The sequence below is a fragment of the Chryseobacterium luteum genome, from assembly GCF_000737785.1.
Taxonomy (GTDB): Bacteria; Bacteroidota; Bacteroidia; order Flavobacteriales; family Weeksellaceae; genus Chryseobacterium; species Chryseobacterium luteum.
The window spans coordinates 618,800-633,543 of record NZ_JPRO01000001.1 but is presented as its reverse complement, the minus strand read 5'-3'; the positions used below and the strand labels follow the sequence as shown (position 1 = coordinate 633,543).

The window sequence follows — 14,744 nt, the reverse complement described above, 5'->3', positions numbered from 1 at the left end:
TAAAAGGTTCACATGATTCCTCAGAACTTTAAAGATATATTATCCAATACAGAAAACGCTGGTCTCTACCAGACGCTGGCTCTGATTTTCTTTATGCTGTTCTTCGTAGCTCTGGTAATCTATGTTTTTAGCAGACCTAAAAAATATTACAGAGAGGAAGAAGAAGCTCCACTTGGGGATGATGAGGATGACGATTTTAATTTAAAAAATTAAACTATTTATTATGAAACAAAGAACACCTGTTGTTGTAAACATCTTAATAATAACTGGACTTCTAATAGTTTTTTATTATTTGTTTGTACAGAGCTATTCGTTCCTAGCTTCACCTTACTTCTGGGGAACTGTAGTGATCAGTGCTATTTTGGCATACATCCACAGTGCAATTGGAGATTTGATTGAAAACAATAAATTCAAAAAATTATCTCCGGAAGAAAAAGCAGCTTATTTAACAGAAAAGAAAGTACCATTCCTGAGAAGAATGTACGATGCTGCATTCAAAAAGCAATCTGAAACGGAAGAAAAGGATATCCTTATTGACCACGGTTTCGATGGAATTATGGAATTAGACAATCAGCTTCCAAAATGGTGGGTAGGATTATTCTATTTTGGGACTGCTTTTTGTATTGTATACATTGCAGCTTACTCTTTCACAGACTTCGCACACCCGTTGAGCGAATATGAGCAGGAATATAAGGAGCAGATGGCCAGTATTGCAGAATACGAAAAGAATCAGCCTCCTGTAACTATAGAAACGGCGAAATACTCTGCAGATAATATCGCAGAAGGAAAAGAGCTATTCAAAACCAACTGTTCATCTTGTCACAAGGAAGACGGAAGCGGTGGTATAGGTCCGAACCTTACCGATAACTTCTGGATCAACCAGCCTGAGAAAACTTTATTTAAAAATGTTTTCCACATGGACTGGAATGGTTCTCCTACTAACCCTGCGATGAGAGCCTTCGGTAAAAACGGAGAGGTTTCAGGTGCAGAGATTGAAAAGATTGCAGCTTATGTATATCACATCAACCAGGAACAACCACCGGTGACGCAGGCTCAGGGAGGGGCAGCCCCTCAGGGAACCGAAGCGCATTGGGAAAAAGAATAATTTAAAAAATTAGAAAACATATGAAAAAAACATAATTTGTTATTAGATTAAAATAGTAACGAATTATGTTTTTTCTTTTTTAAATATACTACAATATGTCAGACATAGAAGAAACAGAAGTACGAGGCGGACAGGGACAGGTTCTGGATCCTGAGACTTACAGAGATTCTATCGGGACAATGGAGCAATCCGGGAAAAGAAAATGGGTATTCCCGAGAAAACCAAAAGGGAAATACACCAATTATAGAAACATTGTAAGCTATGGTTTATTAATTATTTATTTTACGGTGCCATTCCTCAAGATTAATGGCAACCCATTCTTTTTATTTAATGTTATTGATAGGGAGTTTTACATTTTCGGACAGCCTTTCTATCCACAGGACTTTTTTATCCTTACTTTAGGTGCTATCGCATCCTTAATATTCATTATCATTTTTACGATTGCGTTCGGAAGAATTTTCTGCGGGTGGATATGCCCTCAGACAATTTTTATGGAATCTATCTTCCGTAAAATTGAATATCTTATTGAGGGTGACCGAAACAGGCAGATGAAGCTGGACAGACAGGAGTGGAACACTGAAAAGATCTGGAAACGAAGCTTGAAATGGACGGTTTATGTTATCATTTCCCTGATTATCACCCACTTTATGCTGATGTATATTGTCGGTTATCAGGAAATATTAAGAATCATATCAGAAGGGCCATTTGCTCACCCTACCAATTTCATAGTAATGGTGCTGTTCTCGGCTGCCTTTTACTTTGTATTTGCATGGTTCAGAGAGCAGGTTTGTACTTTGGTTTGCCCTTATGGACGACTTCAGGGTGTTTTGATTGATAAAGATACCATTAACGTTTTCTATGATTTTAAAAGAGGAGAAAACAGATCCAAATGGAGAAAAGGGGAAGACCGTAAGGCTGCAGGAAAAGGCGACTGTATCGATTGCCATCAGTGCGTGGTTGTTTGTCCTACAGGAATTGACATCAGGGACGGGCAGCAACTGGAATGCGTTAACTGTACCGCCTGTATTGATGCCTGTGATGAAGTAATGGAAAAAGTAGGCCTTCCGAAAGGACTGGTGAGATATGCTTCTGAAAATGAGATTGAAAATCAGACTCAATTTAAATTTACGGGGAGAATGAAAGGTTTTGCCGTGGTTCTTGTTCTGTTGGTTGGATTCCTAGGGTTCCTTCTTTACAGCAGGGGTGAAATGGAAGCAAAATTCATCAAACCGGCAGGAAGTACATTTTTTGTAAGAGACGGTAAGATCACCAACACGTACAATTACACATTCCTTAATAAAACCAACGATAAAAAGATCGTTACAATAAAAGTGATTGAGCCTGCTCACGGTGAGATTATCTACAGTGCATCCAGCAAGATCCAGGTAGACCGGGATAAAATTTCGAAAGGAACAATCAATATCAGCTTCCCTGAAAATGATATGAAACTTTCAAAACAGAATATCACCATCGGCGTATATGATATGAAAGGTAAGCTTATAGATTCTTATCAGACGTATTTTGAAGGGCCATTCAAATTGCAATTTTAATTAAGAAATCTCTATAATTCAAAAAATTATGGAGGTACGAAACAGATAAAAAATCCGGAAGAAATGAAAAACTTTAGTTGGGGACACGGTGTTGTAATTGCATTATTTGCATTCATTGTTTTTATATTATCCATGCTGTTTCTTTTCCCGAACGGGCAGAAGAATTCCGAAATGGTAACCGATAATTATTATGAAGAGGAGCTTAAATACCAGGATGTAATTGATGCTAAAAAAAGAGCTGACGATCTGAAAGAAAAGCCGGTCTACAGCCAGGAAAAAAACGGAATTAAGATTGCTTTTCCAAAAGAATACAACAATACCAATACTACGGTAAAATTTGTTTTAAACAGAACCGACGACCAGAATTTAGATATAAAAAAATCTGTACAGCTTGATGCCGCTCAGTCTATTTTCATACCGGGACAGGTATTAAAAGTAGGAAATTACACTTTGAGACTGATGTGGACGAAAGATAAAACAGACTATAGAATGGATTATGATGTGATATGGAAATAGGACTTATTTTATCGGCAATTGCATTGGGATTTGCTTCCGGCTTTCACTGTATCGGAATGTGCGGACCTATTGCTTTATCGATGGGATTGACTAAAAAGCAGGCCACCAACTTTTATCTTCAGAATCTCACCTATCAGTTCGGCAGGATTTTCACTTACTCTTTGTTAGGAGCCATTCTGGGAATTGTAGGAGAAGGCTTTGAAATGGCGGGTTTTCAGCAGTATCTTACGATCATTGCGGGAATCCTTCTGATTATTATGGCTTTGTTTTCGTTTGGCGGAAAAGATTTTGCCTCTAAGATTCCTTTTCTTTCTAAATTCCTGTTTTCAGTAAAATCAAATTTAGGAAGGCTTCTTCAGAAAGCAGATTACCGTTCCAGATTTACAACGGGACTTCTTAACGGCTTCCTTCCTTGCGGAATGGTTTATATGGCTCTTACAGCCAGCCTGGCAGCCGGAGGAATATGGCAGGGAGCTTCATATATGGCTTTATTCGGGCTTGGGACACTTCCATTCATGTTTGCCGTAGTTCTGGCCGGAAACCTGATGAATCAGGCTTTCAGAATTAAAATTTTAAAAGCGGTTCCTGTTATTATGATTATTTTAGGAGGATTATTTATCCTGAGAGGCCTTGAACTGGGAATTCCTTATATCTCACCGAGAGCCGAAGCCATGACAGTTTCTAAAGACCATAATGGCAGCTGCCACATTGAAGGACACGATCACAGTTCATCCAACTGTCATTAAAAAAATTAATTACAATCATTAAAAAAATAAAAACCGGATGAAGTTTCATCCGGTTTTTAGTTGGTATCTGTTTTGTAATAGATAATAAAACAGTAAAAATTTTACCAATGAGTAAACAGATGAAATTTTTATGGGCCGTTGTTCTCTTTATGGTTCTTCAGTCCTGCTCTATCAATACAGAAACTACCTATTATAAGGACTCAGCAACCAGCATGAAGTCTAATATCCTTATGGACAAAAGTGTAATGGGAATGATGAGCATGATGGGACCGGATTCAAAGAAACTGAATGATCTGGACAAGCTGCCTACTGACTGGACGAGTCTTTACAATGTTCAGAAGCATGGAAAAGTAACCCTGAATGAAGATTCCGCAAAGGTGCTGAAAAAAGTCTACATGAAAGTGGATAAAGACAAAAACGAGATAGTTGGTCTTTCCCTTAAATATGATAAGCTCATGCCCTCGGAAATCACCCAGCTTTTGGCCAGCGACAAACGCCTGAAAAAGATCCCTTTACAGGATGTTGCGGTATGGAATGGCAAATCACTGACCATTAATACTGACAAATTCAATTCTGACGGAATTATTAAAATGCTGGAAGAAAAGGAACCGGAAGAAAAAACAGTTCCTAAAACCAAAAATGATTCTGTAGAAGCATACGGAAAGCAAATGGCCTCCGGAATGGCGGGAATGCTTAGAATGTTCAATCTTACCTTTACCAATACCCTGAAGTTCCAGAAACCGATCAAAAGTATTGAAGGAAAACATGATTTTGTAAAGCAGATTGATGACAAAACTATTGAGATTACCATAAGATCCAACGATCTTGTGGACGGCAAAAATCTTGTCAATAAAGATAAAAAAGTGGTTATCACAACAGAATAATTTCCGTTTTTTAACTATAAATGCATAAAGAAATCCCCTTTCAAAGCCGAAAGGGGATTATTTATATATTAGAAATATTCTTCTAGTTGATCAGATCGAATCTCGCATATTCTGCAATTTTCTCAGGAATTCTGATTCCTTCTTCTGTCTGGTTGTTCTCAAGCAATGCTGCCATAATTCTTGGAAGAGCCATTGCAGAACCGTTCAGGGTATGAACTAACTGAGATTTACCTTCAGATTTAAAACGGCATTTCAGACGGTTAGCCTGGAAGGTTTCAAAATTGGATACAGAACTTACTTCCAGCCACATTTCCTGCGCAGCACTCCATACTTCAAAATCATAGGTCATCGCTGCTGCAAAACCAGTGTCTCCACCGCAAAGTCTCAACACTCTGAATGGAAGTTCAAGGTCTGTAAGAATTTCTTTAATGTGCTCTACCATTTCTTCTAAAGCGGCATAAGAGTTTTCAGGTTTTTCAAGTCTTACGATTTCTACTTTTTCGAACTGGTGAAGACGGTTCAGACCTCTTACGTGAGCTCCGTAGCTTCCTGCTTCTCTTCTGTAGCACTGAGAGAACGCCGTATTTTTGATCGGAAGATCTCTTTCTTCCAACAGAACATCTCGGTAAAGGTTGGTTACAGGAACTTCTGCCGTAGGAATCAGATACAAATCATCAATACCGATATGGTACATCTGTCCTTCTTTATCCGGAAGTTGCCCAGTTCCATATCCTGAAGCTTCATTCACAACGTGAGGAGGATTGACCTCCATATACCCTTTTTCAACATTTTTATCTAAGAAATACTGAACCAAAGCTCTCTGAAGCCTTGCTCCTTTACCCAGATAAACAGGGAAACCGGCACCGGCAATCTTCACTCCCAATTCAAAATCGATCAGGTTATATTTTTTGGCAAGCTCCCAGTGAGGAATAGCACCTTCACCAAGCCCTTCCACATCGTGAGACTGAAAAATATTCTCGTTGTCTTCTGCAGATGCTCCGCTTTTCACTAATTCAAACGGGACATTTGGAATCTGGTATAAAATATCCAGTAAAGCCTTTTCCGTTACATCTAATTGGGACTGTAGTTCTTTACTCGACTCTTTAAATTGCGCTGTTTTAGATTTTGCAGACTCCGCTTCTTCTTTTTTTCCTTCCTTCATCAAAAGTCCAATTTCTTTGGATATTTTGTTGATTTCAGCAAGTTGGGAATCTAATTCAAACTGAATTCTTTTTCTTTCGTCGTCGGTAGCGACAGCATCGTCTACCAACCCAAGATTCTTGAATTGTCTTTTCTGAAGACCTTCTAAAACGCGTTCTTTATTGTCGCGCAAAAAATTGACTTGTAACATTTTATTTAGATGTTAAATATTAGATGTTAAACTTAAATACTAAGCTAACAGTTTTGCAAATTTAAATTATTTTATGATAGTAACGGTATTTATAGCATCGGGTGCATCCGCAGCCTTGGTAAATACGATCTGATTGTTGTAACGGACCTCAGAAACCTGGAATACCGACGGTGTCCAGCGATACTTGATCTCCATAGAATCAACAGTCGTTACCACCACATTATTCACTGTTCTGCTCAACGCAAAAGCGAGTTTGGAATGATAAGTTCTGTTATCAGGGCTTAGCGAGTCCATTGTTCTCCTTTTTGCACCTCTTAAATATTCAAAGTAGTAGATGGAATCTGTCGTCATTTTCAGAGGTACGGATACGGGAGCAACATCCGCGACACCAAAAGCATCATTCACGGCATAGGAAGAATAGGATCCGTTCTTTTTTGCATTCAGAAGGTCCTGTCCGGCACTGTTTTTTACATAGATATTCAGGATCTGATCAATTCTCTGTAAAGATTCATCATCGCTTCCGCATGAAACCGTTAAAAACAGGATAGCTATAAGTTTAAATATTAAAATATGATTCAGCTTGAATTTCATCTTCCGTTAATTTTCAATAATCTTTTTTATGCAAATGTATAATTATATATTTGTTCTCGTAATATTTTACCATGTTTTTAAACAAACTCAAAAGATTAAACGGCAGCCACATCACCACCATCTTTAAGGGAAACTTTATTTCCAAGTTCGTTTTGGTGATCGGAGGACTTTTGCTGGCAAAATATTACGGTTCTTCCGAGTATGGCATTTTCAGTATCTACTTAAGTATTATGAGCATATTTACCGTGGTATTGAGCCTTGCACAGGAACATATGATCATGCTTGAGGCTAATGAGCAGGATGTGAATAATAATTTCAGTGCTGCGGGTATAGTCTCGGCAGCAGTGATGCTCTTAGCTTTCCTGCTGGTATTTATTCCTTTCGATATTCCTAAAAACATTTTATTTCTTGGAATATGTACAGGATTCATCTACTTATTTACGAATAACGCGAAGTTTCTTCTGGCAAAAAAGAAACTTTTCAAGCTGGTATCCGTACTGACGATCGTAGATTCTGTAGTAAGCTTTGTGTTTCAGGTCATATTTGTATTTATTAAGATTGAAAACGGACTTGTTATAGGCAGTCTCATTGGGTATATTGCCGCTTTTTTTGCCGCTCTTTATTGCTCAAGGAAATATTTTGTAATACCTGATGTGAAGCGCTATATTGCCAACGCGAAGAAAAGGCCTGAGCTTTTTAAATATTCTTATCCTTCTACGCTGATCAATGCCCTAGGAAACAATATTATGCCAATCCTTATATCGCTTTATTTTGCAGATTCCCTGCTGGGAGAATATTCTTTAGCGGTAAAAATAATGTCTGTTCCCCTTCTTCTGATTTCATCTTCCATTGCTACAGTTTACTATCCGAAAGCTGCAGAAATCAATAACAAAGGTAAAAGCAAAAATGAGCTGTTTGCCTATACCAAGAAGATGAGCCTGATGAATTTTTATATCATTTTTGCCCTGTATGTCATTATTAATGTGATTGGTATCCCTATTCTGCAACTGTTCTTCAATAAAAACTGGGAACACCTCGGACTGTTCATTTTCCTGATGTCTTTCGGATATCTTACCCGAAGTCTTATCAATCCTATTTCAGATATTTTAACGATTTTAAAGCGGAACAATGTTGCCCTGGTTTTTAATATTTATCTTTTCCTGGCCAATATAGCGGCCATTTTTATCGGAAAGGAAATGGGAATCAGTTATCTGGTGGGGATTTTTTCGGGATTTTTGTTTATCGGCTATGGATTTTTGTATTTTTACATCATGTTTATTTTGAAGAAAAATGAATCCGATTAAAAAATTTATTGAATACCAGATCTTCCATAGAATTAATAATTTTTTCTATCCGGAGTATTACCGGCAGAAGTATGATTATCTGCTTCCTCATGTGCTTTTTTTCTACTATCTGGTTCCGCAGAAAATACTGAGGATCAATGGAAAAGTTCCATGGCCTGTACATTTTACTTCGGAAATCAGAAGCTATCAGAAAATTAAAAAGGGAATTTTATGTGATCCGGGTGATAATCCCAATATTTATATCCAGGCCAACAATGGTATTATTATCGGAAATAACGTAGGTTTCGGAGCGGGAACTTCCCTGATATCTGCCAACCACAATCATAATGACCACAGTGTTCATGATGAGTGCGGGCCTATCATTATCGGAAATAACGTTTTCGTAGGCACTAATTCTGTAATCCTTCCGGGGGTAAAAATAGGTGATAATGTAGTGATCGGAGCAGGTTCTATTGTGGTTAAAGACATTCCTTCCAACTCAATTGCAGTGGGAAATCCCTGTAAGGTCATCAAACAAAAAGAACCTTACATTGAAGACTTTACAAAGACTGTTTTCAACCGAAAACTGCCTGAAGGCCTCAATCTAAAGTTCTGATCGACTGTTTTTTATCTGCTTAAGCTATGCCTGCCGCCCAGCTTTTTTCCAATGGCAGCAAAAAGTGGCTTAAAAAGTCCAGATATGTATTTTTAGAAAAATCAAATATCTGGATATCTTTTGGAAGTTCACCGCTTCTCAGCTGAGATTTAAAATCCTGAAGTTTCAATGTTTTTACCTGTCCGTTCTGTACAAAGCTGGCCTTCATCCTGTCGAAAAGTCCAAGCTGGTATTCTTCATCGATCTCGCGCATAATCTTTCCTAAGGCATCAATACTGCATCCTGAAGCCATTTCTTTCTCCTCATCCACACATACCACGATAAATTGATTTTTTTCAATTTTAAATGATGAAGAAAGCGGTTTTCCGTGTGCCGCCCAGGTCGCCAGGAAGTCGAAAAGCTTTTCGGTAATGGCTTTGGCCTCTTTGGTTTCAAAAGGTCTGGACGCCGGGTATATAATGACTCTGTAATCGTTTGTTTCTACTATACTAGATTCTTCAATTTTCATATCCTGTCGGTTTTAAAGTATAAAATTAAGAAATATTCCTGAGTTTGTAACAAAAGAAAAACCCAAGCCCGAGCCTGAGTTTTTACTTATTTTGATGTAGCTTTTACAGATCCTCAGCTTCTGCAAGAAGTTCTACAATATCTTTTACGGCTACTTCTCCGTTTTTGTTAAAATGCTTCACACCGTCCGTCATCATCGTATTACAGAAAGGACATCCTGTAGCAATAATTTTAGGCTCGAAAGACAATGCTTCTTCCGTTCTTTCGATATTGATGTCTTTATTTCCTTTTTCAGGCTCCTTGAACATCTGTGCACCTCCTGCTCCACAACACAGGCCGTTGGTTTTACAACGCTTCATTTCTACAAGTTCGGCATCCAGTTTCTCAAGAAGAATTCTTGGAGCTTCATATTCGTTGTTTGCTCTTCCAAGGTAGCAAGGATCATGGAAAGTAATCTTTTTTCCTTTAAAAGCTCCTCCTTCTATCTTCAGCCTTCCTTCTTCCATTAATGTTTTAAGGAACTGGGTATGGTGAACCACTTCATAATGTCCTCCCAGGCTTGGATATTCATTTTTCAGGGTATTAAAACAGTGAGGGCAGGCCGTCACGATCTTTTTCACTTCATAGGCATTCAGAACCTCGATATTGGTCAGTGCCATCATCTGAAATACGAATTCATTTCCTGCTCTTTTTGCGGGATCTCCGGTGCAACTTTCTTCCTGCCCCAGAACTGCAAATTCAACTCCTATTTTGTTTAATATCTTGCAAAATGCTTTCGTGATTTTTTTGGCGCGGTCGTCAAAACTTCCGGCACATCCCACCCAAAATAATACTTCAGGTGATTTTCCTTCGGCAGCATATTCTGCCATTGTTTTTATATTGAAATCCATTTAATTGTAAAATGTATTTTGTATTAATGTAAAATGTATTTTAAAATTTTCAAGCTAAAATACTTTTGTACATTGCTTGAACATTTTAATACAATAGATATTAATCTTTTGCCCAGTTCAAACGGTCTGCCTGGTTATATTGCCAAGGGGCAGCATTGTTTTCTACATTCGTCATCATCAGATTCAGTTCCTGAGGGGCAGCGGACTGTTCCATCACAAGGAATCTTCTCATTTCGAAAATAATGGAAAGCGGATCCAGCAATACCGGACAGGCTTCTGTACAGGCGTTACATGTTGTACAGGCCCAAAGTTCTTCTTTTGTGATATAGTCATTCAAAAGCTTCTTGCCGTCGTCTTCGAATTTGCCGTTTTTATCAATATTTCTACCAACTTCTTCCAGCCTGTCTCTTGTTTTCATAAGGATCAGTCTCGGAGAAAGCTTTTTGCCGGTGATATTGGCAGGACATACGGAGGTACACCTTCCACATTCTGTACATGAGTATGCATTAAGCAATTGTACCTGGTTAAGATCAAATATATCTTCTGCGCCAAATTTAGAGGGAACATCTGCAGCTTCTCCTTCGGCCGGTGCGGCATAAGGATCTGCATTAGGATCCATCATCAGCTTAATTTCTTTGGTAACTGAATCTAAATTATTAAACTTTCCATACAAATCTAAATTGGCATACCAAGTACTTGGAAACGCTAAAATGATATGTAAATGTTTAGAGTAATAAAGGTAATTCATGAAGAACAGAATTCCTACAAAGTGAAACCACCAGGCAGTTTTTTCTATAATATGTAAAGTGGATTCGCCAAAAACAGAAAACCATCCAAATAAAATTCCGCTGATTGGGAAACTTCCGGGAATAGGGTGAGCATCATAAACACCCTGCAACTGATGATCTGCGGCATTCATAGAAAAAAACGCAACCATCAGAGCAAATTCTATAATCAAAATCCAATTGGCATCATTCTTTGGCCATCCGAAGAGCTCTTTCATGGTCAGTCTTTTAACTCCATAAAAGTTTCTTCTGATGAAAAATACCACTACTCCAATTACCACCAGCAATGCAAGAATTTCTAACGTCGCCGTGAAGAAATTATAGAAGCCGTGTCCAAAAATGGAAGCGAGAAACCTGTGAGTACCAAAGATTCCGTCGACAATAATTTCTATCAGTTCAATATTGATAATAACAAAACCTACATATACAAAAATGTGGAGAATACCAGCCACAGGACGTTTTACCATTTTGCTCTGGCCCATCGCCACTCTTGCCATGGTTTCCCAGCGCTCGGCTTTCCTGTCGCTTCTGTTGATTTCTCTTCCTAATTTGATATTTCTGTAGATCTTCTGCAGACTTTTTGCAAACAGCCCAAACCCCGCAACTAATAAGATCAGAAAAATAATGTTATCGATGTACTGCATAAGGTGATTAGTCTTTATTGTTCTTCCCGAAAACAGAGAAATTGATGTATCTCTTAGGGTTTGCTTTCATGTCTTCAATCAATGAATTCAGGTTTGTAGAGGCCGTATTCAGATTATTGTAAAGCTGCTCATCTTTCATTAGCTTTCCTAAGCTTCCCTGTCCGTTGTCAACGCCGGAAATAACCTGATTAAGTTTTCCTACGGTAGCATCTAAATTAGCAATTGTCGCATTTAATCTTTTAGTATCAATACTTTCTGCGAGATTTCCGTATTTATCCAAAGTTACTTTTCCGCTCTGCATGGTAATACTAGCATCATCAAGTACCTTCTGAAGTTTAGGGTCATTGTGTCCCACAAGGGAATTTACACTTCCTGCTGTAGTCTGTAAAGCACTTACCGTCTTATTAAGATTCGAAAGCAAAGCTTTGATTTCAGCTCTGTTCTGCCCGTCAACCAATAGATTGGCATTAGCCATTAGAGAGTCTACGCGATGTAATACTGTTTGAAGTTGATCTTTCACCGGACCTACCTGAGAAGAAAGACTTCCCAAAGTTCCTAATTTGAAAGTACCCTGCAGGGTGTCACCGTCGTTTGCAGTCTGGCCACCATACATAAGGTTTACCCTCATTTCTTTTCCTGACATAAGGCCAGGTTCAAAGATTTCAAGGGTTGAATTTTTGGAAAACACGAAATTGTCATCCACCGTAATTTTTACAACAAAACTGATCTTTCCATCCTTTGCCGTTCTGGGAATGATCTTATCGACCTGCCCTACTTTGAGACCATTGATGGAAACTGCGGATGACTGCGCAAGTCCCTCCACATTATCATATTTTGCGTAAAATATATTATCGGTAGTAAAAAGACTTCTGCCTTTCATGAATTGAAACAACACTACAAAGCCTACAATAGCTAAAAGTGCAATCACACCAGCTTTTAATTCTTTACTGAACTTCACTTGCTAAATTTTTTCTAATAAGCAAATATAGCACATTTTAAATTAATCTTTTTCTTTATTGTTCTGCGTTAAATACAAAAAAGCGGCAGAAAATACTGCCGCTTTTATATCTGTAAAAATTAATTTCTTACTGTTGCTGATTTCCCAGCTTATTCCAGATCTCGATTCTGTAATCCTCGATATCTGCATTGTCCTGAAGACTCTTCATCCAGGCCTGCCCGAACATCCCTCCATTTCTCTGGGTAATGGATTCTGTAAACTGCTTAAGGTCACCCGGCTGCTTGTTTACGGTTTCTGATTTTTTGATCAGTACATAAACTCCCGTTCCACCTTCTACAGGGTTAGAAAGTTTACCTTTCGCAATACCGAAAGCAGCACCCGCAACTTTAGGTTCCATAGAACCGGCTACTGAAGGACTAAGCATATTGACCTGAGCTGACTGTTTGGTAGAAGCAAACATTTTAGCAATCTGATCCAATCCTGAAGCTTTTGCAGCAGCAATCTTATCAGAGATCTGTTTGGCCGCCAGTTTATTTTTAACAATCACTTCAATCTGGTCTCTTACAGATTCAGGATCTGCAAGACCTGCTTCCTGTTTTCCGTTAAGGTAAGCTACGATTTTATCTCCCGTACCTTCTACAGTAAAGAATTCTGTATCTCCTTTTTCTCTTTTCTTATCGAACGCCCAAGCTAAGATTTCTCCGTCTTTATCCGTACCAAGTCCCTGAAGCTGTCCGTCAAATCTTTTAGCCTGTTTAGGATTGGAGAACTGATAGTTCCCTTTCTTGGCAATATTCACGAAATCGTTGAAAGATTTCCCCTGAATCTGCTGGATAAATCTTCTTGCTTTTTTATCGGATTCTGCTTCTGTAGCATCCGAAGGCTTAATTTCTTTTGCTAAATGGGCCACTTTGTATCCCATAGTTCCAGCTTTTTTATCTTCTACATTGATGATATGATATCCAAATTGTGTTTCAGCTAAACCTGTGGAACCTTTGGCATTGTTTGCCAGGAAATTTAAATATCCCGGAGCAAACTGACTCTGAGGAGTTGTCCAGCCCACACTACCGTTTCTTTCAACAGCACCAGGTTCGTCGGATAATTTCAGACCTTCTGCAAATTTTGCAGGATTTCCTTTTATTTCAGCCATTAAACTGTCTGCTATTTTCTTAGCTGCTTCTTTTGTTCTTGTAGCAGTAGATCTTTCAGCGCCTTTATATGCAATTAAGATATGCTTGGAAAGTGTGGAATCCGAAGCTTTTTTATCAATCAGCTTAGAAACAACATAGAAATTCTGTTCTTTATAAGGACCGAATACCTGACCCACTGCCGCTGTTTCCAATTTACCCTGTAAACCTTGCGGCACCTGATTTGCCGGTACATATTGATTGTTGAACGGTACATCAGAATTAGCCATTACGAACATAGAATCGTTCTTCGTATTCTGGAAGTTCTCTGTTCCTCCGCTTGCATCCGTACCTCCTGAGAAAAGCTTAGTAATCTCCTTCTGAGCCGCTGCATCATCTGCCGGGCTAGGTTTAGAAGGAAAATATACAATACCTATATTTCTGCTTGGTTCAGCTTTAAACATTACAGGATGTTCCTTAATGTAATTAGCAAGATCCGCTGTAGTCACATTGATCTTTGTTTTCTGAAGGTATGCCGCGTAATCGATCTTTACAAAATCGATGTCAGCCAGCTGGTCTCTCTGCTTCATAAGCTCTTCAGCTTCTTTCTTACCAGTAGTGATCCCTGCTGAAATATTACTAAACACCTGTCTGGCCATCAGTCTGTATTCAACTGTTTTTCTGGTTTTCAGCCATTGGTTGTACCCTTCCGGATTGGTGTTCTTTAATGTTTCAATTTCTTTTTTAAGCTCTTGAGTTTTAAAATTACCTTTCTCATCAAAGAACTGCTGTTGTTGGGCAAACATCTGATCATACTGGATCTGGTTCCAGAAATAGTCATCAGTCATTTCAAATCCCAATTTCTCAAACTGCTGCTTGATAAGTTTAGATTGTACAAGTAACTGCCAAGCCTGCTCTTCAAGTCCCGCTTTTGGGCGGCCCTGTTGTTCAGCCTGCTGCTGCAGTACGAAAAGCTGATCATTGAACTCTTCGCGGGTGATTTTCTCACCGTTTACTTTTCCTAAAACATCAGGATTTTTCCCAAAAACCTTGTCGATGCTGTCGGGGTTTACCAAAAACGCTAAAAGCGCCAATGCGATCACTCCCATCAAAAGCCAAGGCTTACTCCTAATCTGTCCTAAAATTGCCATTTTATATATTATAGTTTTTTATCAGTTTGCGAAAATACAC

At 38.6% G+C, this 14,744-nt stretch carries 15 protein-coding genes; 8 read left to right on the top strand and 7 right to left on the bottom strand.

Annotated elements, in window-relative coordinates; all coding sequences use genetic code 11:
• Positions 1–12 precede the first annotated feature (12 nt).
• The 6 genes from IX38_RS02960 to IX38_RS02935 all read left to right on the top strand — a co-directional run bounded on the left by IX38_RS02960 (position 13) and on the right by IX38_RS02935 (position 4,801).
• A complete protein-coding gene (locus IX38_RS02960) occupies positions 13–213 on the top strand; it encodes a cbb3-type cytochrome oxidase subunit 3 (RefSeq protein WP_034701368.1) in 201 nt (66 codons plus the stop codon).
• Positions 214–223: 10 nt separating this feature from the next.
• Entirely contained in the window at positions 224–1,105 is an 882-nt protein-coding gene (locus IX38_RS02955) for a cbb3-type cytochrome c oxidase N-terminal domain-containing protein (protein WP_034701367.1), read from the top strand.
• Positions 1,106–1,200: 95 nt separating this feature from the next.
• A complete protein-coding gene (ccoG, locus tag IX38_RS02950) occupies positions 1,201–2,655 on the top strand; it encodes a cytochrome c oxidase accessory protein CcoG (protein ID WP_034701365.1) in 1,455 nt (484 codons plus the stop codon).
• A 63-nt stretch (positions 2,656–2,718) separates the two neighbouring features.
• Positions 2,719–3,171: a FixH family protein gene (locus tag IX38_RS02945; RefSeq protein ID WP_034701364.1), complete on the top strand. Its 453-nt coding sequence runs from the start codon at positions 2,719–2,721 to the stop codon at positions 3,169–3,171.
• Positions 3,162–3,917 (top strand): sulfite exporter TauE/SafE family protein, encoded by a 756-nt coding sequence (locus IX38_RS02940; protein WP_034701362.1) that lies wholly within the window; start codon positions 3,162–3,164, stop codon positions 3,915–3,917. Before IX38_RS02945 ends, IX38_RS02940 begins: the two co-directional genes overlap by 10 nt.
• A 107-nt stretch (positions 3,918–4,024) precedes the next feature.
• Positions 4,025–4,801, top strand: coding sequence for a hypothetical protein (locus IX38_RS02935; protein WP_034701360.1), 777 nt, complete (start codon positions 4,025–4,027; stop codon positions 4,799–4,801).
• A gap of 82 nt (positions 4,802–4,883) precedes the next feature.
• Here the strand turns inward: IX38_RS02935 and serS are convergent, their stop codons facing one another.
• Entirely contained in the window at positions 4,884–6,152 is a 1,269-nt protein-coding gene (gene serS / locus IX38_RS02930; protein ID WP_034701357.1) for a serine--tRNA ligase, read from the bottom strand.
• Between the two features lie 66 nt (positions 6,153–6,218).
• Entirely contained in the window at positions 6,219–6,743 is a 525-nt protein-coding gene (locus tag IX38_RS02925; RefSeq protein ID WP_034701355.1) for a hypothetical protein, read from the bottom strand.
• A 71-nt stretch (positions 6,744–6,814) separates the two neighbouring features.
• Between IX38_RS02925 and IX38_RS02920 the strand changes: the two genes are divergently transcribed.
• Together IX38_RS02920 and IX38_RS02915 are read left to right on the top strand one after the other, a co-directional pair.
• Positions 6,815–8,047, top strand: a complete 1,233-nt coding sequence (locus tag IX38_RS02920) for an oligosaccharide flippase family protein (RefSeq protein ID WP_034701354.1) — start codon at positions 6,815–6,817, stop codon at positions 8,045–8,047.
• Positions 8,034–8,642 carry an acyltransferase gene (locus tag IX38_RS02915; RefSeq protein ID WP_051884419.1) on the top strand — a complete coding sequence of 203 codons (609 nt, stop codon included), beginning with the start codon at positions 8,034–8,036 and terminating at the stop codon, positions 8,640–8,642. Before IX38_RS02920 ends, IX38_RS02915 begins: the two co-directional genes overlap by 14 nt.
• Positions 8,643–8,661: 19 nt before the next feature.
• Here the strand turns inward: IX38_RS02915 and IX38_RS02910 are convergent, their stop codons facing one another.
• The 5 genes from IX38_RS02910 to IX38_RS02890 form a co-directional block, all read right to left on the bottom strand.
• Positions 8,662–9,150, bottom strand: a complete 489-nt coding sequence (locus IX38_RS02910) for a hypothetical protein (RefSeq protein WP_034701351.1) — start codon at positions 9,148–9,150, stop codon at positions 8,662–8,664.
• Between the two features lie 103 nt (positions 9,151–9,253).
• The gene (locus IX38_RS02905) at positions 9,254–10,039 is read right to left on the bottom strand and encodes a (Fe-S)-binding protein (protein ID WP_034701350.1); all 786 of its coding nucleotides are present in this window, start codon (positions 10,037–10,039) and stop codon (positions 9,254–9,256) included.
• 100 nt (positions 10,040–10,139) lie between these two features.
• Entirely contained in the window at positions 10,140–11,468 is a 1,329-nt protein-coding gene (locus IX38_RS02900; RefSeq protein WP_034701348.1) for a 4Fe-4S dicluster domain-containing protein, read from the bottom strand.
• A 7-nt stretch (positions 11,469–11,475) separates the two neighbouring features.
• The gene (locus IX38_RS02895) at positions 11,476–12,426 is read right to left on the bottom strand and encodes an MlaD family protein (RefSeq protein WP_034701346.1); all 951 of its coding nucleotides are present in this window, start codon (positions 12,424–12,426) and stop codon (positions 11,476–11,478) included.
• A 127-nt stretch (positions 12,427–12,553) separates the two neighbouring features.
• The gene (locus IX38_RS02890; RefSeq protein ID WP_034701344.1) at positions 12,554–14,704 is read right to left on the bottom strand and encodes a peptidylprolyl isomerase; all 2,151 of its coding nucleotides are present in this window, start codon (positions 14,702–14,704) and stop codon (positions 12,554–12,556) included.
• Positions 14,705–14,744 lie beyond the last annotated feature (40 nt).